Genomic DNA, 19,258 nt, shown 5'->3' on the forward strand with positions numbered 1-19,258 from the left:
GGCGCGGAGACGCAGAGACCGCAAAGGGGGTCTAAACAGAGGGCTTCTCCGCATCCTCTGCGTCTCCGCGCCCTCTGCGTTTCAGCCAGCGGTTGGGATCAGCACGCCTTCCGGCAGTTGCATGGTGACGCAGTGCAGGCTGCCGTACTGGCGGATGAGGGTGCGGCAGTCGATGCCGATGATCTCGCGCCCGGGGAAGACCCCGGTGAGGCGGTCCAGCGCCAGGCGGTCCGCGGGGTCATCGTACGTGGGCACCAGCACCGCGCCGTTGATGATGAGAAAATTGGCGTGGGTGGCGGGCAGGCGCCGGCCGTCGGTGTCACGGATGGGGGCGGGCAGGGGCAGGGGGACCAGCCGGTATGGTCGTCCGTCCGCCGTGCGCAGGGCCCGGAGTTCCGCCTCCATGGCCTTCAGGGGGCCGTGGTGGGCATCGTTCCTGTCCGTACAGGTGATGTAGGCGATGGTGTCCGGGGAGCACAGGCGGGCCAGGGTGTCCACGTGTCCGTCGGTGTCATCCCCCTCCAGACGCCCGTGCTCGAGCCAGAGCACCCGTTCGACCCCGAGGGAGGCCTTGAGCGCATGCTCGGTGGTTGTCCGGTCGAGATGTGGATTGCGGGTCGGTGTGAGCAGGCAGCCCGAGGTGGTGAGCAGCGTGCCCAGACCGTCGGACTCGATGGAACCGCCCTCCAGGACCAGGTCGACCGGTTCCAGGGGCGTCTCCCCGAAGACAGCCTGCGCGTGCAGGCGGGCGGTGATACGGTTGTCACGGGCAGCCGGGTACTTGCCGCCCCAACCGTTGAAGATGAAGTCCAGCAGTACCGGCCGGCGGTCTTCCAGCACCGTGACGGGGCCGTGGTCCCGGGCCCAGGTGTCGTCCGAGGGCGCGAGCGCTGCGGTCACGCGGGCCGGGTCCGCGCCCTGCTCCGTCAGTCGGCGGGTGACATGCCCGCGATGCTCCTCGTCGCGGCACACCACCAGCAGGCGTTGAAATCGGGTGACTGCAGTGCCGATGGCGGCAAAGACGGTGTCCGCCTCGTTCAGGAGGGGTGCCCAGTCGCTGTCGTCATGGGGCCAGGTGAGCATGACGCCGCTCTGGGGCGCCCACTCGGCGGGCAGTACGCGGGTCATGCGGCGGGCTATCGGGATTCCGAGACCTCTTTGCGTACCACGGTATGGATCACGAAGGGGCCTTCGAAGAACACGGAATAATCGTTGTAGTCCCAGCGGCTGATGGGCGGCTCGCCCACGGCGTCATGTCGCGTGCCGGGTTCACCGAAGCGGGACAGTACTGTACGTTCGTGCATGCCGCGGGTCGGCTGGTCCGCCCGCTCCACCACCCGGGGTTCGCCGTCAATGAGCAGCACGTCGGCGGATACGGGCAGGGTGATCAGGCCGAGGGCCAACAGGCAGGGAAGGAATCCGCGTAGAATGGACATGATGCGCTCCGGCATGCTCAAGGGACCATCGTCAGACTATAGCATTGAACTTTAGCCTCAGGAAACCGATCCAGGTTGTTGACCAATCGACATTTTTGACCTTTCGTCAGCCGCGTGGACTCCGTCACGGAATCCCTGGCGGCGACGCTCCCGGCCCAGGTGAACTCACCATGCATTTCGATCCTGCCCTGACGGAGGCCAGACTCGTGCGGCGTTACAAGCGTTTTCTGGCCGATGTGCGCACCGACGACGGCCGTGCGTTCACGGCCCACTGCCCCAATACGGGGTCCATGCTGGGCTGCATGACGCCGGGGACCCGGGTCTGGCTGAGTCATTCCTCGAATCCCAAGCGCAAGTATGCGTACACCTGGCAGTTGGTGGAGGCGGACGGCACGATGGTCGGCATCAATACGGGACTGGCCAACCGGCTGGTGGAAGAGGCCATCGCATCCGGCGTGATCTCCGAGCTTTCGCGCTGGCCGTCGTTGCGCCGGGAGGTGCGATACGGGGCCCGGCGCAGCCGCATCGACCTGCTGCTGGAGGCCGGGGACAGGAGATGCTATGTGGAAGTCAAGAACGTTACCGCCGCGGTGGACGGGGGAGTGGCCATTTTTCCGGACGCGGTGTCCGCTCGGGGCACCCGCCATCTGGAGGAACTGATGGCCATGCGCCGCGAGGGTCACGAGGCGGCCCTGGTGTTTTGCGTCCAGCGGGGCGACGTGAGGCGTGTCCGTCCCGCCGATCACATCGATCCCGCCTATGGGGAACGCCTGCGCGAGGCGGCGGATGCGGGTGTCCGGGTGCTGGCCTACCGGGCCGACGTGGACTCTGCAGGGGTCCGGCTGGCGAAACCGCTGAACGTGGACCTGTCTCCATGACGCATCCAGCTCACCGGCGGTGGCGTCAGTCATGCAACGTGTCGTCCGCTGTGATTTAATCCGCGCATGTTCCGGCCTCTAGAACTGTTTATCGGGCTGCGCTATACCCGCGCCAAGCGCCGCAATCATTTCATCTCGTTCATCTCCCTGATCTCCATGGTGGGGATCGCGCTGGGGGTGATGGCCCTGATCACGGTGCTTTCCGTGATGAACGGCTTCGAGAAGGAACTGCGCGAACGCATCCTCGGGATGGTGTCCCATGCCACGATCAGCGAGTATTCCGGCCGCCTGCGCGACTGGGAGGGGCTGGCTGCGCGCCTGGAGGGCCAGCCGAGTCTGCTGGGTGTTGCACCCTACGTGCAGGCCGAGGGCATGCTCACCGCCCCGGGGCAGGTCAGCGGCGCCATGATTCGCGGCATTGTGCCCGACCGGGAGGAGACGGTGTCCCGGGTGACCGAACATATGCAATTCGGCAGCCTGGACCGGCTCGCGGGCGGTGATTACGGCATCGTTCTGGGCCGCGAACTGGCGGCGACCCTCGGCGCCGGCGTGGGGGACCGGGTGACCCTCGTGACGCCCCAGGCCTCGGTGACTCCGGCGGGTGTCATGCCGCGGCTCCGGCGTCTGCTGGTGGTGGGTATCTTCGAGGTGGGCATGTACGAGTACGACCGGGGCACCGCCTTTGTCCATCTCGATGATGCCCGGCGCATCTTCCAGATGGGCGATGAGGTCACCGGACTGCGCCTGCGAATGGACGACATGATGCGCGCGCCGTTCATCGCCCGGCAGCTGGCGCAGGATCTGGGCGGCGGATTCTGGGTCAACGACTGGACGCGTCAGCACGCCAATTTCTTCCGTGCGGTACAGACCGAGAAAACCGTGATGTTCATCATCCTGTCGCTGATCGTGGCGGTGGCCGCCTTCAACATCGTCTCCACGCTGGTCATGGTGGTGACCGACAAGCAGGCTGATATCGCCATCCTGCGAACCCTGGGTCTGTCGCCCCGTTCGGTGATGGGGGTGTTCATGGTGCAGGGGACACTGATCGGATTTATCGGCACTACGGTGGGCATCGTTCTGGGCATACTGCTGGCCCTGAATGTCGAGACGATCGTGCCCGCCATCGAGCAGCTGCTCGGGCGGCAGTTTCTGGCGCCCGACGTGTACTACATCAGCGACCTGCCCTCCGAACTGCGCGGCCTGGACGTGGCGCGGGTGGGGGGGCTGGCCTTCCTGGTGACCGTGCTTGCAACCCTGTATCCCGCCTGGCGCGCATCGCGTACCCAGCCGGCCGAAGCCCTGCGCTACGAGTGAACCATGGTGGATTCGGATTTCATGACAGGCCCCGTGCTTGAGGCAACCGCCCTCTCCAGGACTTTTGATGAGGGCGGTCTCAAGGTGACCGCGCTGAACGGCGTGAGCCTTGTGGTGGAGCGTGGTGAGCGGGTCGCGATCGTGGGTGCTTCCGGCAGCGGCAAGAGTACGCTGCTGCATCTGCTGGGTGGGCTGGATCGGCCGACCTCGGGCCACGTGAAGGTCTGCGGTCGGGACATGAGCGCACTCGGCGATGCCGCCCGGGGGCATGTGCGCAACCGGCACCTGGGTTTCATTTACCAGTTCCACCACCTCCTGCCCGAGTTCACGGCCGTGGAGAACGTGGCCATGCCGCTGCTGATCCGCGGCATGCACCCCACGGCGGCGGCGGACCGGGCCGTGCACCTGCTGGAGCGGGTAGGGCTGACCAACCGGCTCATCCACAAGCCCGGCGAACTCTCCGGCGGAGAGCGCCAGCGCGCCGCCATCGCCCGTGCGCTGATCACCGAACCCGAGGCGGTGCTGGCCGATGAACCCACGGGCAACCTGGACAGCCGCCGCGCCGAGGATATCTATCAGCTCATGATGCGCCTCAACCGCTCATCCGGGACCGCACTGGTGGTCGTCACCCACGACATGCGCCTGGCCGACAGGATGGATCGCGTGTTGACGCTGGTCGACGGCAAATTGCAGTGATCTATGGTCAGTTGTCAGTGGTCCGTTGTCAGTTGTTGAAAACCCCTTGACATACACTCTGCCGGATTCACGCTCCTGACAACTGACAACTGACAACTGACAACTGACAACTGACAACTGACAACTGACAACTGACAACTGACAACTGACAACTGACAACTGACAACTGACAATCACCCCCTCTTCTGCCGCCGCCAGTTCAGGCGGCGCAGGATGTGCAGGCGCCACAGCAGGCGGATGGCGATGTAGCCGGTCACCGCCGCCGCCACGCTGAAGATCAGGCTGCCCAGGAGCAGCGGCTTCCAGATGATCAGCATCTCCTCGGTGAACCACGCCATGCTCCACTCGAAACGGAACCGGACCTTGGGCAGATCCAGTATCCGTCGCCCCAACTGGTAGGCGCTGTAGTAGATTGGGCCCATGGTCAGCGGATTGGTGATCCAGACCAGCAGTACAGAGATGGGGAGGTTGACCCGTACCAGGATTGCAACGGCTGCTGCGGCCACCATCTGGAAGGGAATCGGGAGAAAGGCCACGAACAGGCCCACGGCGAACGCACCGGCCACGGAGCGCCGGTTCAGATGCCACAGATTGGGATCGTGGAGCAGCGTACCGAAGAATCGCAGGGATTCGTGGTCCCGGACCCGGTGGTACGACGGAAACAGCCGCTTGATGATCTTCTTTGCCATGCAGATTGATTGCGGGTTCTAATCGTTTCTCATGGCAGCCTGATCCGGCCCGGCGCCGGGATTCCCAGGGAGGGGAGAATGCCCGCCATCGCAATCGGTTTCCTGCTGGGTGTCTGGATACTCCAGCAACAGCCTCATCTTCCGTCGCCCGTGTGGTGGATGTCGCCGTTGGCGGTCGTCTTCGTGCATGGACTGGCATTGTACCTGCTGCGCGGCCGGAATCATCCCCGATGGGCGCGCCCCGCCATGTTCTTCATCGTCGCGGTCTCCGTCGGGTTTTCCTGGGCGCTGCTGGATGCGCGTGGCCATGCTGATGCACCACCCGCCGAAGATCGAGGCGAGGCGGTTCTGGATGGGCGCATTGCCTCCCTGCCGGTTGAGTCCGGCCATGTGGTGCGGTTTCTGTTCGAGGTGCCCGGGGAAATCGGCCACCGTCGCATACGCGTCAGTTGGTACGGGACAGCGCCCCAGGTGCGCCCCGGCGAGACCTGGCGGTTGACGCTGCGGCTGCGGGTACCCAGGGGCTTCATGAACCCGGGCGGGTTCGATTATGAAGGCTGGTTGCGCCAGCAGGGCGTCGGGGCGGTGGCCACTGTGCGCCCGGGGCCGGAGAACCGCCGCCTGGCGCCGGCCCGGGGCGCGGACGGCCGGGTGGACCGGGTGCGCCTTCGCGTCGTGGAGGGTTTTCGAGCGCAAGCGGAGCGCCGGCCGTTCCATGGCGTCCTTATGGCGCTGGCGGTGGGTTACCGGGCGGATATCAGCGACACACATTGGGACGTGTTCCTGGCCACCGGCACCAATCACCTGATGGCCATCTCCGGTCTGCACATCGGTCTCATGGCCGGACTGGGCTTCGCGCTGATCAACCTGCTCTGGCGGCGGCTTCCCGGCGCGGCGCTGGTTCTGCCCGCTCAGCGGGCGGGGGCCCTGGGGGCCATCCTGACCGGTACGCTCTATGCGTTGCTGGCGGGCCTGTCCGTGCCCACCCAACGGGCGCTGGTCATGCTTTGCGTGACCATGATCGCCGTGTGGCTCGGTCGAACCGGCCGGCCGTGGCATGTGCTGTCGGTGGCCCTGCTGGCCGTGCTGCTGTTCGATCCCGCCGCGGTCCTCGGACCTGGCTTCTGGCTCTCCTTTGCAGCCGTCGCCGTGATCCTGATGGCGGTGAGCGGCCGGCTGCGGCCGCCATCCGGCTGGTATGCAGCCGCCGTGATCCAGGTGGTGGTAGCCGTGGGACTCACGCCCCTGCTGCTGATTCACTTCAACCAGACTTCGGTGGTGGCGCCACTGGCAAACTTTCTGGCCGTGCCCATCGTGGGTCTGGCCGTCGTCCCCGTCACCCTGCTGGCCGCGGCCCTCATGCTGATCCATCCCGAACTGGGAGCCCTGCCGGCTGCCCTGGCCGACTGGCTCATGGGCACTGTATGGCTGTGGCTGGATTTTCTCGCCGGCCTGCCCTTCGCCCGATGGCAGGCCGCCCGGCCGGCCTGGGTCCTGGCGCTTGCGTCGCTGGGCATTGTCCTGTGGCTTGCGCCCCGCGGACTGCCCGGGCGTGCCCTTGCGCCCGCGCTTTGCCTGCCGCTGTTGTGGCCGCCACCGCCGACCGTGCCAGCGGGGGGATACCGGCTCACGCTCCTGGACGTGGGGCAGGGCCTGGCCGCGGTGGTGCAGACGCGCCATCACACGCTGGTCTACGACACGGGGCCCGCTTTCCCGTCCGGCCTGAACACGGGGGATGCGGTGGTCGTGCCGTTCCTGAGGCATCAGGGGATCGGGCGTGTCAACCGCCTGCTCATCAGTCACGGCGACAATGATCATGCCGGCGGTGCCGCTGGCATCCTGGCACGCATGCCGGTCGATGCCGTGAAGGGTGCCTGGGGACGAACCCAGGATCAGGTCCCGGCACTGGATTGCGAGCGTGGCACGCGCTGGCAATGGGATGGCGTGGAGTTCCGGATCCTGCATCCGCCGCCCGCGTGGGGTGATGACAACGTCTCGTCCTGCGTGCTGCGGGTGTCGGGTCCGGGAGGCGCTGTCCTGCTGCCCGGAGACGTGGACGGTCTGGGCGAACGGGTGCTCCTGGATTATGCCGGGGAGGCCCTGCACAGCGAGGTGCTCGTGGTACCTCACCATGGCGCACGCGATGCGGCCAGTGAGGCGTTTCTCGACGCAGTGTCGCCGCAACTGGCGCTGGTGTCGGCGGGCTTCAACAGCCACTTCGGGCATCCCCACGCGGAAGTCAGGGCACGCCTCGATAACCGGGGAGTCGTCTTGCGGAATACGGCCGAGGAGGGCGCCATCCGAGTGGACGTGTTCCCCGGCGAACCCATCCGCAGCCCGCCGGGCTGGCGTATCACCGCGCGCCGCTACTGGCATGGGGAGTGATTCAGGATTCAAGGTTCAAGGTTCAAGGTTCAAGGTTCAAAGTGGGGCGCGGTGCCTCCCACCGTCGCCGTGCCGGACCCGGGGCCGCTTGAACCTTGAACCTTGAACCTTGAATCGCCCTTACGGGGCCCGCCTTCCGGCCCCGCGCGCAAATCAAGTATCATGGCCCACGCCGGGGAATTGCCGGCCCGAGTTCATTGCCTGCGAGGAATCCAACACCGTGTTCGAACTGGTCAAGGCCGGGGGGTGGTTGATGCTCCCCATTATCGCCTGTTCCGTGGTGGCACTGGCCATCGTGGTGGAGCGTTTCTGGAGCCTGCAGCACCGAAGGGTGGTCCCGCGTCAGCTGGTGGTCCGGATCTGGCAATTGATTCAGGCGGGCAAGCTCACCGAGGAGCGCCTGCGCGAACTGCGCGATGGCTCTCCCCTTGGGCGCGTGCTGACGGCGGGGCTGCTCAACCTGGGGAACTCCCGGGAAGTGATGAAGGAGGCCATCGAAGAGACCGGCCGGCACGTGGCCCACGACCTGGAGAGATTCCTCAACACCCTGGGAACCATTGCCGCCATCACGCCGTTGCTGGGTCTGTTGGGTACCGTGGTGGGCATGATCCAGGTGTTCTCGGTGATCACCGATGTGGGGGTGGGCAGTCCCGGTGAACTGGCCGGGGGAATCTCCCAGGCCCTGATCACCACGGCCGCGGGCATCTCGGTGGCGGTGCCGGCCCTGATCTTCCATCGCTATTTCCGGGGCCGGGTGGATGAACTCGTACTGGAGATGGAAATGGAATCCATCAAGCTGGTGGAGGTCGTTCACGGCGAGCGCGAGGCCTCCGGCGCGTGAACTTCCGGCCACGACAGACCGAAGAGGTGGGCATCAATCTCACGCCGTTGATCGACGTGGTGTTCCTGATGCTGATCTTCTTCATGGTCTCCACCACCTTCGAACGTCATGCGGAACTGCTCATCGACCTGCCGAAGGCGGACGCGGCCCAGGAAGAGCAGCGCCGTGAGATCATCGAGCTGGCCATCGACGCGCAGGGGCGTTTCTTCGTCAACGGCCAGGAACTGGTGAACACCCGGCCCGCAACCCTGGAGGCCGCCCTGACCCGGGTGTCCGAAGGTGATTCATCGCTGCCCCTGATCGTGCGCGCCGACGGGCGCACGCCTCACCAATCGGTGGTGACGGCGATGGATGTGGCCGCGCGCCTCGGCTTCTCGCGCCTGTCGATCGCGACCACCCCCGATCGCGACGGCGATTAGTGCCCCGCCCATGACCCGTGAACCTGAACAGTACACGGGCGTCCAGGTATACCGGCGCCTGCTGGGGTATTCGCTGCGCTACTGGCCGGTGCTCGCCCTTTCCGTGGTGACGATGATCGTGGTGGCCGCCACGGAGACAGGCTTCGCGGCGCTCATGCGCCCCCTCATGGATGACAGTTTCGTGGCCCGGGATCCGGCCGCCATCAAGTGGGTGCCCCTGGCGCTGATCGGCATCTTCGCCCTGCGGGGCGTCGCGGAGTTCACGGCCGTGTACACCATGAAGTACGTGGGCCGCATGGTGGTCAAGGAACTGCGCGGCGCCATGTTCCATCACCTGCTGGGCCTGCCGGTACGCTATTACGACGGCTCCTCATCCGGACAGCTCATCTCGCGCCTGTCCTACAACGTGGAACAGGTGGCACGAGCGGCCACCGATAGCGTCTCGATCCTCATCCGCGACACCCTCACGATCCTCGGCCTGCTGGGCTGGATGTTCTATCTCAACTGGATGCTCACCCTGGCGGTGCTGATCATCGCGCCCATGGTGGCACTGCTGGTGAGCCAGGTGACCCGGCGCTTCCGGCGCATCAGCCATCGCATCCAGCACAACATGGGCGACGTCACGCAGGTGGTGCAGGAGGTGATCGAGGGCAACCGGGTGGTGAAGATCTTCGGCGGCGAGGCCTATGAGCGGGACCGTTTCGAGGACATCAACGAAAACAACCGGCGCCTGCACATGAAGATGGCGTTTACCCACGCCATGCACCTTCCCCTGGTGCAGTTTTTCGTGGCCCTGGCCCTGGCCCTGATCGTCTGGCTGGCGACGCTGGAGCCCGTGCTGGAAACCGTTACCGTGGGCACCTTCGTGTCCTTCATCACCGCGCTGCTGCTGCTGCTCACCCCGATCCGCCGGCTCACCAACGTCAACGAGATGCTGCAGAAGGGGATCGCCGCCGGTCAGAGCATCTTCGCCCTGCTGGATTCGGACCTCGAACGCGACCGGGGGGAGCTGCGCATCCGGCGGGCCCGGGGCGACATCCAGTTCCGCGACGTGCACTTTTCCTACGACGCGGACAAGGGCGACGTCCTGTGCGGCATCGACCTGCACATTCGCCCGGGCGAGACCGTGGCCCTGGTGGGCCGTTCCGGCAGCGGCAAGACCACACTGGTGAACATGCTGCCCCGTTTCTACGATCCCCAGCGGGGCCAGGTGCTGCTGGACGGTGCGGACGTGATGCAGTACCGGCTCGCGGACCTGCGCAACCAGATCGCTTACGTGGGTCAGCACGTGACCCTGTTCAATGACACCATCGGTCGCAACATCGCCTACGGCAGCCTGGGTGACGTGAGCGAGGAAGATATTGTGCGCGCCGCAGAGGCCGCCCACGCCATGGAGTTCATCCGCAACCTGCCCAAGGGTCTGGACACGCCGGTGGGTGACAACGGGGTGATGCTTTCGGGAGGGCAGCGCCAGCGCCTTGCCATTGCACGTGCCCTGCTCAAGGATGCACCCATCCTCATCCTGGATGAGGCCACCTCCGCGCTGGATACCGAGGCCGAGCGGCATATCCAGGCTGCCCTGGAGAACCTGATCCGCAATCGGACCACGCTGGTGATCGCTCATCGCCTGTCCACCGTGGAGCGGGCCGACCGCATCGTGGTCATGCAGGACGGAACCATGGTGGAGTCCGGTCGCCACAAGGAACTCGTCGAACGGAATGGGGTGTACGCGCGGCTCCATCGCCTGCAGTTTGAGGGCGAAAGCCTTGGCTGAAGCCCGTGGTTCCGTCCATGGCGCCCGGCCGGAGAGCCGACGGGGAGTTCGGGAGGCGCGCAGGGGCATGGATTCCATGATGTGCACATGTTGGCGACGCGGGGGCGGCCGGTGACTCGGCGGGCCGTCGGCCGTCGTGACGGCATGACCGGTCTGACCCGGTTGTGGGACACCCGCAATCCGGTGGCCCTGTGCCTGTTTCCGGTCTCGCTCGTCTATTGCGGACTGATGCGGGTGCGGCGCCTTGTGTACGGGTGGTTATCCGTGCGGCGCGTGCCGGCGCGGGCGGTGATCGTGGTGGGCAACATCACCGTTGGCGGCACGGGCAAGACGCCCATGGTCATCTGGGTGTGCCGCCTGCTGGCCGATCATGGCTACCGCCCGGGCGTGATCAGCCGGGGGCACGGCGGACGCCGGGATCATGGCCGGCCCGTGTTGGTGACGCAGGAAAGCGATCCCGCCCGGGTGGGTGACGAACCGGTGCTGATCGCGACGCGCACCGGCTGCCCGGTGGTCGTGGACCGGCGCCGCGCGCGCGGCGCCAGGGCACTGGTCACGGAGCTGGGCTGCGATGTGGTTGTGGCCGATGACGGGTTGCAGCATTACGCGCTGGCGCGGGATGCGGAGATCATCATGGTGGACGGGACGCGCCGCTTCGGCAATGGCCTGTGCCTGCCCGCCGGACCCTTGCGCGAGTCCGTGGAGCGTCTGCGGGATGCCGATTTCGTGGTGGCAACAGGGGGCACGCCCGTATCCGGCGAGTACGGCATGGGCCTGGTGGCCCCGGTGGCCTTGATGGTCAGGGATCCATCGCGGGCAAGGCCGCTCAGCGACTTTGCGGGCATGGCGGTGCACGGAGTGGCGGGAATCGGCCATCCGCCGCGGTTTTTCAGCATGCTGGAGGCGGCCCGCATGCAAGTGGATCGCCACCCGTTTCCCGATCATCATCCTTTTCGGGCAGCCGATATCCGCTTCCCGGACAGCCTGCCGGTTCTGATGACGGAGAAGGATGCCGTAAAATGCAGGAGCTTCGCCGATGAAAGACACTGGTTCGTGCCCGTCAGCGCCTCGCCGGATGAGGACCTCGGGCCGGCCATCCTGTCCACCATACAAGCGGTTTCAAGTCTGCACAGCCTGAGGTAATCCCATGGACAAGCGTCTGCTCGACATTCTCGTCTGCCCCGTCACCAAGGGTCCCCTCATCTATGACAAGGCCCATGAGGAACTGATCTCCCGCAGCGCGCGTCTCGCCTATCCCGTCCGCGACGGCATTCCCGTGATGCTCGAGGATGAGGCCCGGCCATTGAGCGACGACGAACTGGATCAATGGAAGGACAAGTAGGCGTTACGCGCGTCTGAGGCGGGAGACATGTCGTTCAAGGTCGTCATTCCGGCCCGTTACGCCTCCACGCGCCTGCCCGGCAAGCCGCTGCGCCTGCTGGCCGGCAGGCCCATGATTGAGCACGTGTACGAACGTGCGCTGGAGAGCGGGGCGGGGGAGGTGGTGATCGCCACCGATGACGCACGTGTGTGCGAGGCCGCCGAGGCCTTCGGAGCGCAGGTGTGCATGACCGGCGCGGAGCATGAATCCGGCAGCGACCGGATCGCCGAGGCAGCCCGCACGATGGAGTGGCCGGACGAGGCGATCGTGGTCAACCTGCAGGGTGACGAACCGCTCACGCCGCCTGCGATCCTGGGCCAGGTGGCCGGGGCCCTGCTGAGGCACGTGGACGCGGCCATGGCGACCCTGTGCACGCCCATCACGTCGGTGGCCCAGATGCTGGACCCGAATGTGGTCAAGCTGGTGCGCGACGCCAATGACTTCGCCCTGTACTTCAGCCGTGCCCCCATCCCCTGGGACCGGGATGCCGCCACCCCGGAAACGCGCAGCCTGGAGGGTTGTTACCGCCACATCGGTCTGTATGCGTACCGGGTCGGTTTCCTCAAGGCCTTCTCGGCGATGTCTCCCTCCGTGCTGGAGGTGACCGAACGGCTGGAGCAACTGCGCGCACTCGATGCCGGTGCCCGGATCCAGGCGCCGGTGGCGGCCGAGGTGCCGGGCCAGGGGGTGGATGTGATGGAGGATCTGGAGCGCGTGGAGAAGGCGCTTCAGGATTCAGGATCCGGATCGCGAGCGTAAACGAAGCCCCCGCAGGAGCTTCGACCCCGTATCCAACTCGGTTGATGCCAGCAGAACAGCGGCCCGTGAACGACGTCCTGGCGTGTGCGAGGGCAGGCAAGCAACCCAAGGGCAGATGCCCCCTGTTGCCCTTCCCGGCCTGCGGCTGAAACGGGTCCCTACAGAAGCGAACGCAGCCTTCGGGTCAGCTCGTCACCGGCGAGGGCGCGCACCACCGGGTGCAGGTCCTGCTCCAGCTGGCTTCTGAGCGGCAGGGTATGGGTGCGGGGCACCCGGCGCTGGGGATCTCCGTACTGATTGGACTGGATCTCGGCGCCGGCGGTCTCGCACACGACCACGCAGGGCCCCGCCTCCAGGATCTCGATCACCTGGCATCGGACGCCGTCCACCAGCGCCTCGCGCCCGATCAGTTCCCGCAATGTCAGTACCAGCGTATCCATCACCGGCGAGTATAGATTAGCCGGGCAACAGCGGTATACGTGCGCCCGGATTCCCCTGTATCTTGTAGCCGTTCACAGGTATCGGGTGTTGTCATGAAATGGGAAATTCTCGACGACCGTCTCGCCTACACGGGCTTCTTCCGCATCCGCAGCCTGCGCCTGAGTCACAGCCGTTTCCGGGGCGGTGCCCCCCTTGAGATCAGCCGGGAACTGCTGGAGCGGGGTCACGCGGCGGCGGTGCTGCCCTATGACGCCGTGCGTGACCGGGTGGTCCTGATCGAGCAGTTCCGGGTGGGTGCGATGGAAGGGGAAAGCAGCCCCTGGCTCATGGAGGTGGTCGCCGGCATGATCGAGCCCGGAGAGCTTGCCGAGGAGGTGGTCCGGCGCGAGGCCATGGAGGAGGCGGGCTGCCGGCTGGGGGAACTGGAGCATCTGTACGAGTACCACTCAACCCCCGGCGGTTCGTCGGAGCGGATCTCCCTGTTCGTGGGGCAGACCGACAGCGACGGCCTGGGCGGCGTGCACGGCCTTGAACACGAGGGTGAGGATATCCGTGTGCACGTGCTGGACGCGGAAGAGGCCTTTGCCCGGATGGACAGCGGGCTGATGAACAACGGTATGACGTTGATTGCGCTTCTGTGGCTTCGGTTGCATCGGGAGACGCTGAGAGAGAAGTGGAGCGCATGAAGCGTGAAACCGGAAGAGCAAGGTGCAATGGAGGAAACCCGGTTCCGACCGGGAGGTGCGTATGACCGGGGACGAACTCAAGAAGGTACTTCGCGACTGGGGTCTGAATGCGGCGCAGGGGGCGAAGGTTCTATGCCTGCACAGCAACAAGCTCAGCGAGTACCTGGAGGATGTGAGCCGCATTCCCTGCGCGGTGGCGTTTCATGTGGAGGCGCTCAATCTTCTGCCCGCAGGGCAACGGGAGCGTCTGCTGGCGCAGCGGCTTCAGCGCAAGACCCATGAGCGGCCGGGCAGCGGCCCCTGATGGCCCCGAGTTCTAGCTGCTGACAATCCGTGGCCCTGCCTCTCACCTTGCGATTGATCCGGATCAGGGCACGCTTCCAGCCCTGGAATGGACGCGTGACCCTTCACCAGGATGTATGCGCCGTTCATGCGGGATTGAGGCGGCGCGTGGCACGACCACCCCGTGTAGTGCGTCCGTAACGCCTGCAGCGTATTGGGCCATATATTCACCGCGATTACGGGTCTGCGCTGCTCCTCCCGGAGATCAGCCAGCGCTTCCAGGGACAATACGGCCTGCGCAGGATCCGGTCCCATGTCGGGAGCGAAGTAGAAGGTATACATCCGCGGCCCGGGACCGCCAAAGAACCAGCAATGCGGCGAACAGAGGCCTTCCCTCTGCACGATCTCCGCGAGCCCCTTCCAGTCCTGTCGGGGTGCCCAGCGATTCTCCATCATGCGGTAGCTGACATAGGCCGACGCGAGGACGTGGCCGGTGACCGCAAGAATCAGGATGAACTGGAGGAACCTTCCTCTATAGGTGTTCCAGAAGGCTTGCACCACCAACCCGTACATGAGCGCCATCGGCGGCAGAAGGACAATGTAGTTGCGCCTCGTCGACATGGGCGTGTGCAGGTCGATCGCAGCCATTACCGCAACAAAGCTCAGCACAATGGCCGCTGCCTTGAAAAGCGCCCTGCGTTGCGCGTGCCCGGCAATTCTTGAGAACCAGATGAGGAGAGCCAGGATTCCCGCCGCGAGAGCGATGTACCCTGCGGTCGCGCTTAGGTACGGAATGCGCTCGATGGTCTCGTGAAAGGGGCGCAGATGTGCCGAGGAAAAGGTCAGCAGTGTCGAATGAATACCGTCCGACGTGATCCAGAGATGTCCGCCTGTCCGGTTGAGAATGCTGCCGAAGGAGAGATGGATGAGGGGATAGACGAGCAGTACGGCGCCTACCAGTACCCGCTCAATCACCCCCTTGATATGCCGGACTGAGACAAGATCCGCAAGCAGCAGGATACCCGCAAGCACGAGACCGAAGTAGTGCGTCAACGAAAGCGCGAGGAGCAGCAGATACCAAACCGTCCGCTGGCGTGCCCCGGATGTGTGCGTGCCCTCCATGTAGAGAAAAAATCCGAGGGTGGAGAACATCAGAAGCATTGCGTAGCTCCGAGTCTCCTGCGAGTAGTAGACAAACAGGAAGGAACTCACGAAGAACGCGATGGTAGCCATCGCCAGGACACGGTCCCTGTCGCGCATGAATCTCAGCAGGGAGGCGAGCGTGACCAGGGAGAAGACGAGACTCAGACTTCGTGTTTGTGTCTCACCCGTCCCGAACAGGAGAATCCACCCTTTGAGAACCGTCTGGTAGAGCGGTGGATGGACATCGTTGAGCATCGAAATCCGGAATTGGGCCCATCCTTCCGAACTGACCGAAACCGAAAATATCTCATCCAGCCAGTAAGAGTATGGAGACCAGATGTTCCAGACAGCAAGAACGACAAAAGGCGCGGCTATTGCCAGTGAGAGCATTCCTGTGTGTTGTTGATGTGGTCTGCGCATGGTGGGTCAGAGAACGGCTTCCGGATGTTCGTTTGGCGTGTTGAAGGAGTACTTCGGTGGTGCGAATCAAGGTATCTCGGTCAGGCGGAATGATCCCGAAGACGTGTTGTTCCGGATGGGGTCCGCCGGTACCGGCATGCCTCCATCACAGACGCATTCGTTTGAAGATGTATCGGGGGATACCGCGGATGACGAGCATGATGAGTGCCCAGAAGCGTGGCGTATAGATGACATTCCGCTGACGCGAGATGCCCCTCGTGACGGTCATGGCCACTTTCTCCGGGGTGCTGACCAACAGGGCGGGCAGCGAAAGGTGCCGGGTCATGGGTGTGTCGACGAATCCCGGACGGATCTCGGCAACGTGTACGCCGGTCTTGAAAAGCCTTGCCCGAAGGCCTTCACAATAGGTGGTGACCGCGGCCTTGGCGCTGCCATACAGGTAATTGGATGGCCGTCCCCGAAGGCCTGCGACGGAGGTGATCACAGCCAGCGTGCCGTGTCCTTGCGCTTCGAGGCGCGGTGCCACGGTGTTCATCAGGGCAATGACGCTGGTGCCGTTAATGGCAAATTCCCGGAGCGCGGAATCGGTATCCCGATCGCAGGTCGCCTGGTCGGGCAAGGTGCCGTAAGCGATCAGGACAATGTCGATGCCGCCCAGTGCCGCCCAGGCTGCATCCAGTATCACACCATGAGCCCCCATGTCTGTCATATCAAGGAAATGGGTATGGGCTTCATGTGCACCCCGGGCGCGAAGATCCCCGGCGGTGTGAGCCAGGCGGCTCCGATCACGGGCAACCAGAAAGAAATCAACACCCTCGCCGCCGGGTTTCCCGAACTCAAGGGTCCATCTCCGGGCACAGGCGCGGGCAATGGCGGACGTGGCGCCAAGGATCAGGATGCGTTTCATGAAAGCACCCGTTTCCAGAAGCTCGAACAGAATGCGGGATCACGGAGGGCTTCCAGGCGCTCCCAGGCGGGATAACTTCGGCGAAAAAAGGGCCCTGCCATGTGCGCATCCTTGGCCGGATACAGCCTCCCACCTGCGTCCTGGACAATGGCGTCCAGTTCCGGGAACAGCGCCTGTTCGAGATTCCTGGACTGCGGAAAATCCAGGGCCAGTGTCACTCCCGGCATGGGAAAGGACAGCAACCCGGGCGATGCCCGGTGACCGAACTTCTTGAGCACGGCCAGGAGCGAGCCCTGGCCGCGATCGGCGACGGTCTTGAGCAGCGCGGCCAGGCCCGCCCCTGCCGATTCTTCAGGGATCACGCACTGATACTGCTGAAAGCCCCGGCGGCCGTAGATACGGTTCCAATTGGAAATGGCATCCAGTGGATAGAAGAAGGACCGGTAGCCCTGCGTGCTATGCGCAAGCGAGGTTGGGTGGCGGCGCCAGTAGAACTCGTTGAAGACCCGAGTCGTCAGTGTGTTCACGAGTGGAATCGGCGGGATGAAGGGCACGGTCAGCGAAGGGGATCGGGATCGATCGTTGAGCGAACCAGAGGTTGTGAAGTTACCGGCCATGAATACTCCGCGACCTGCGGAATCCCCCTGCGCGAGGCAATCTATCCATGACACGGAAAACTCATGCTGGGTGTCGAGCGCGGCCGAGACTTCGAAAAACTCTTCGAGGTTCCGGAAGCGCTGCGCGGTGGTTTCGATATCGCTGGCGTGGATGGGTGCCAATTGGATCTCCACCCAGTGAATCAACCCTGTCAGGCCGAGTCCGCCGATGGTGGCCTGAAACAGTTCCGGGTTCTCCATCGGGGAGCATACGACCGGTTCGCGGTCCGAGCGCACAAGCCCCAGGCGCAGCACATGGCAGCCGAACGTTCCTGCCCGATGATGATTCTTGCCGTGCACGTCGTTGGCCACGGCTCCGCCGAGCGTGACATGGCACGTCCCGGGCGTGACCGGCAGAAACCATCCGTGGGGAATCACCACTTCCAGAATGTCGGCGAGCAGCACCCCGGCCTCCGCGCACAGGATTCCGGTGCCGGGGTCAAAGGCGATCAAGTGGTCCAGCCCCTGTCCCAGGAGCACATGACCGCCGTCATTGAGACAGACATCCCCATAGCTCCGGCCGTTTCCGAAAACCAGCATCGGCAGGTCACTGTCCGGCAGCCGCGCATTGCGATCGGCAAGGCGCGTCACCCTGGCGGGCGTCGCCTGTGGATACCTGCCCCATGATTCGATCGGTCGCATCAGATGGAGACACCCGTGGCGGCCAGCATCACGATCCCGGCAATCAGGGCCCCGCTCAGGACGCTGGCTCGGTCCTTAAGGGCGAATACGACCGGATCGTCGTGCATCTCGCCGCGATGTGTCTTGAGCCACAGCCGGATGAGCCAGTAAATCAGCAACGGGCATATCAGCCACAGCGCTTCCGGCACCGCATAGAGGGCAAGGGCGGGGGTGCTGTGAATGTACAGGGCAAGTACGAGCACGCATGCCAGGCCCGAGCTGATACCCAGCCATCGCACCAGGGGCAGGTCATCCACGGTCCAGCCTCGACCCGCAGCGCGGAGTTCCCCGCGCCGCGCCAACTGAAGCAATTCGGTATAGCGCTTGCAGAGTGCCAGACTCAGAAAGATGAACGCGGAAAACGCCAGCAGCCAGTAGGATGGCGGGATCGCAACCGCCGCGGCTCCGGCGATGATCCGGATCGTATAGAGAGCCGCCAGCAGAATCACGTCGACAATGGCCACTTGCTTGAGGGCGAGCGTATAGGCAGCGTTCAACACCAGATAGCCCGACAGCACCAGGATGAAGCTGATCGGCAGAAACAGCAGGCTCAATATGACGGCCGTGCACAACAGGATGGGTGCAAGCAGTAATCCCCAGACCAGGGGCAGATCGCCCGAGGCGAACGGACGACCGCGCTTGCCGGGATGACGGCGGTCGGCCGGCAGGTCCAGCAGATCATTCAGGAGATAGACCGAGGACGCGGCAAGGCCGAAGATGAGGAAGGCCAGTGTGGCAGACAACAGATCCGGACCATGAGTGAGCTGATGCGCGGCAATCAGCGGAACGAATACCAGCAGATTCTTCACCCATTGGTGCGGGCGCAAGGCGCGCAGCACAGCCGGAACGCGCGGTGGGTCATGGGGGATTACATGCGCCACTTCGGCAACCCGGGCAGCGGCCTTTTGCAGGGACGGGCCGCCAACCACGATCGCCCTTCGTGCGGCACGCCAGACCGGGATATCGGTGCGGGCATCACCGGCGTAATCAAATCCGCCCGTACCAAAACGGGAGACGAGTGCGGCGGCCTTGCGCTCGCCCTTGAGATTGCGGCCGTTGTCGGTGGCGAGTACACCATCAAACAGCCCTATCCGGGCCGCCACTGCATCCGCAATGCGCCGGTCTGCTGCAGTGACAAGCAACAAGGTCCTATTGGCCGAGCGTTGCGTCCTGAGCCACTGAATCAGTGTTGTATTGAGGGGTAGGGAATCGACGTCCGGCAAGACCTGATCGGCAATCCACGCCTTGAATCCGGCGCGGCCACGGGTCAGGGCGGCGGATGCGCCGGCCAGCGCGCTCGGTCTGGCACGCACCAGCGACAGTACGGCTTCGACCAGCGTATCCGTCTTGACCAGTGTCCCGTCCAGATCAACGGCCAGCACCGGCTCCTGGGACGAATCGTTCTGTTGGAAATCTGGCTGTTCAATCATCCTTTTCCCGATCACTCTCGGATACCAAGCCACCGGGTCA

General features: G+C 64.6%; 20 protein-coding genes. 12 read left to right on the plus strand and 8 right to left on the minus strand.

Going from position 1 to position 19,258, the window contains the following annotated elements; translation table 11 throughout:
• Positions 1 to 81 precede the first annotated feature (81 nt).
• Together THITHI_RS0101505 and THITHI_RS0101510 are read right to left on the minus strand one after the other, a co-directional pair.
• Positions 82 to 1,128, minus strand: coding sequence for an agmatine deiminase family protein (locus THITHI_RS0101505; RefSeq protein ID WP_018231299.1), 1,047 nt, complete (start codon positions 1,126 to 1,128; stop codon positions 82 to 84).
• A gap of 8 nt (positions 1,129 to 1,136) precedes the next feature.
• Complete coding sequence (locus THITHI_RS0101510; RefSeq protein WP_232199368.1) at positions 1,137 to 1,436, minus strand: hypothetical protein; 300 nt, start codon at positions 1,434 to 1,436, stop codon at positions 1,137 to 1,139.
• A gap of 170 nt (positions 1,437 to 1,606) precedes the next feature.
• Between THITHI_RS0101510 and sfsA the strand changes: the two genes are divergently transcribed.
• The 3 genes from sfsA (at position 1,607) to lolD (ending at position 4,324) form a co-directional block, all read left to right on the plus strand.
• Positions 1,607 to 2,314 (plus strand): DNA/RNA nuclease SfsA, encoded by a 708-nt coding sequence (sfsA, locus tag THITHI_RS0101515; RefSeq protein WP_018231301.1) that lies wholly within the window; start codon positions 1,607 to 1,609, stop codon positions 2,312 to 2,314.
• Between the two features lie 66 nt (positions 2,315 to 2,380).
• Positions 2,381 to 3,628, plus strand: a complete 1,248-nt coding sequence (locus THITHI_RS0101520) for a lipoprotein-releasing ABC transporter permease subunit (RefSeq protein WP_018231302.1) — start codon at positions 2,381 to 2,383, stop codon at positions 3,626 to 3,628.
• Between the two features lie 3 nt (positions 3,629 to 3,631).
• On the plus strand, positions 3,632 to 4,324 hold the full coding sequence (lolD, locus tag THITHI_RS0101525) for a lipoprotein-releasing ABC transporter ATP-binding protein LolD (RefSeq protein WP_018231303.1): 693 nt from the start codon (positions 3,632 to 3,634) through the stop codon (positions 4,322 to 4,324).
• A 173-nt stretch (positions 4,325 to 4,497) separates the two neighbouring features.
• On the opposite strand, the gene THITHI_RS0101530 is transcribed toward lolD, so the two are convergent.
• The gene (locus THITHI_RS0101530) at positions 4,498 to 5,013 is read right to left on the minus strand and encodes a DUF2062 domain-containing protein (RefSeq protein ID WP_018231304.1); all 516 of its coding nucleotides are present in this window, start codon (positions 5,011 to 5,013) and stop codon (positions 4,498 to 4,500) included.
• 78 nt (positions 5,014 to 5,091) lie between these two features.
• Between THITHI_RS0101530 and THITHI_RS0101535 the strand changes: the two genes are divergently transcribed.
• From THITHI_RS0101535 to kdsB, 7 genes are all read left to right on the plus strand, one after another.
• Complete coding sequence (locus THITHI_RS0101535; RefSeq protein ID WP_018231305.1) at positions 5,092 to 7,398, plus strand: DNA internalization-related competence protein ComEC/Rec2; 2,307 nt, start codon at positions 5,092 to 5,094, stop codon at positions 7,396 to 7,398.
• A 220-nt stretch (positions 7,399 to 7,618) separates the two neighbouring features.
• Positions 7,619 to 8,239, plus strand: a complete 621-nt coding sequence (locus THITHI_RS0101540) for a MotA/TolQ/ExbB proton channel family protein (RefSeq protein ID WP_026185957.1) — start codon at positions 7,619 to 7,621, stop codon at positions 8,237 to 8,239.
• Positions 8,236 to 8,658 (plus strand): ExbD/TolR family protein, encoded by a 423-nt coding sequence (locus THITHI_RS0101545; protein ID WP_018231307.1) that lies wholly within the window; start codon positions 8,236 to 8,238, stop codon positions 8,656 to 8,658. The genes THITHI_RS0101540 and THITHI_RS0101545 overlap by 4 nt, the downstream gene beginning before the upstream one ends.
• Positions 8,659 to 8,668: 10 nt before the next feature.
• On the plus strand, positions 8,669 to 10,432 hold the full coding sequence (gene msbA, locus THITHI_RS0101550) for a lipid A export permease/ATP-binding protein MsbA (RefSeq protein ID WP_018231308.1): 1,764 nt from the start codon (positions 8,669 to 8,671) through the stop codon (positions 10,430 to 10,432).
• Positions 10,433 to 10,576: 144 nt separating this feature from the next.
• Positions 10,577 to 11,575: a tetraacyldisaccharide 4'-kinase gene (gene lpxK, locus THITHI_RS0101555; RefSeq protein WP_026185958.1), complete on the plus strand. Its 999-nt coding sequence runs from the start codon at positions 10,577 to 10,579 to the stop codon at positions 11,573 to 11,575.
• Positions 11,576 to 11,579: 4 nt separating this feature from the next.
• On the plus strand, positions 11,580 to 11,774 hold the full coding sequence (locus tag THITHI_RS0101560; protein ID WP_018231310.1) for a Trm112 family protein: 195 nt from the start codon (positions 11,580 to 11,582) through the stop codon (positions 11,772 to 11,774).
• Positions 11,775 to 11,801: 27 nt separating this feature from the next.
• Positions 11,802 to 12,572 carry a 3-deoxy-manno-octulosonate cytidylyltransferase gene (gene kdsB, locus THITHI_RS0101565; RefSeq protein ID WP_018231311.1) on the plus strand — a complete coding sequence of 257 codons (771 nt, stop codon included), beginning with the start codon at positions 11,802 to 11,804 and terminating at the stop codon, positions 12,570 to 12,572.
• A gap of 158 nt (positions 12,573 to 12,730) precedes the next feature.
• On the opposite strand, the gene THITHI_RS0101570 is transcribed toward kdsB, so the two are convergent.
• Complete coding sequence (locus tag THITHI_RS0101570; protein WP_018231312.1) at positions 12,731 to 13,012, minus strand: hypothetical protein; 282 nt, start codon at positions 13,010 to 13,012, stop codon at positions 12,731 to 12,733.
• A 93-nt stretch (positions 13,013 to 13,105) separates the two neighbouring features.
• On the opposite strand from THITHI_RS0101570, the gene THITHI_RS0101575 reads away from it, so the two are divergent.
• Positions 13,106 to 13,699 (plus strand): NUDIX domain-containing protein, encoded by a 594-nt coding sequence (locus THITHI_RS0101575; protein WP_018231313.1) that lies wholly within the window; start codon positions 13,106 to 13,108, stop codon positions 13,697 to 13,699.
• Between the two features lie 61 nt (positions 13,700 to 13,760).
• Positions 13,761 to 14,003, plus strand: coding sequence for a hypothetical protein (locus THITHI_RS0101580; protein WP_018231314.1), 243 nt, complete (start codon positions 13,761 to 13,763; stop codon positions 14,001 to 14,003).
• On the opposite strand, the gene THITHI_RS0101585 is transcribed toward THITHI_RS0101580, so the two are convergent.
• The 4 genes from THITHI_RS0101585 to THITHI_RS0101600 form a co-directional block, all read right to left on the minus strand.
• Complete coding sequence (locus THITHI_RS0101585) at positions 13,964 to 15,379, minus strand: glycosyltransferase family 39 protein (protein ID WP_018231315.1); 1,416 nt, start codon at positions 15,377 to 15,379, stop codon at positions 13,964 to 13,966. The genes THITHI_RS0101580 and THITHI_RS0101585 overlap by 40 nt on opposite strands.
• A 310-nt stretch (positions 15,380 to 15,689) precedes the next feature.
• A complete protein-coding gene (locus THITHI_RS0101590; RefSeq protein WP_018231316.1) occupies positions 15,690 to 16,451 on the minus strand; it encodes an SDR family oxidoreductase in 762 nt (253 codons plus the stop codon).
• Positions 16,448 to 17,749, minus strand: a complete 1,302-nt coding sequence (locus THITHI_RS0101595) for an FAD-binding oxidoreductase (RefSeq protein ID WP_051079899.1) — start codon at positions 17,747 to 17,749, stop codon at positions 16,448 to 16,450. The genes THITHI_RS0101590 and THITHI_RS0101595 overlap by 4 nt, the downstream gene beginning before the upstream one ends.
• Entirely contained in the window at positions 17,749 to 19,218 is a 1,470-nt protein-coding gene (locus THITHI_RS0101600; protein ID WP_018231318.1) for a UbiA family prenyltransferase, read from the minus strand. Before THITHI_RS0101600 ends, THITHI_RS0101595 begins: the two co-directional genes overlap by 1 nt.
• Positions 19,219 to 19,258: the final 40 nt, after the last annotated feature.

Source organism: Thioalkalivibrio thiocyanodenitrificans ARhD 1 (genome assembly GCF_000378965.1).
Lineage (GTDB): Bacteria > Pseudomonadota > Gammaproteobacteria > Ectothiorhodospirales > Ectothiorhodospiraceae > Thioalkalivibrio_A > Thioalkalivibrio_A thiocyanodenitrificans.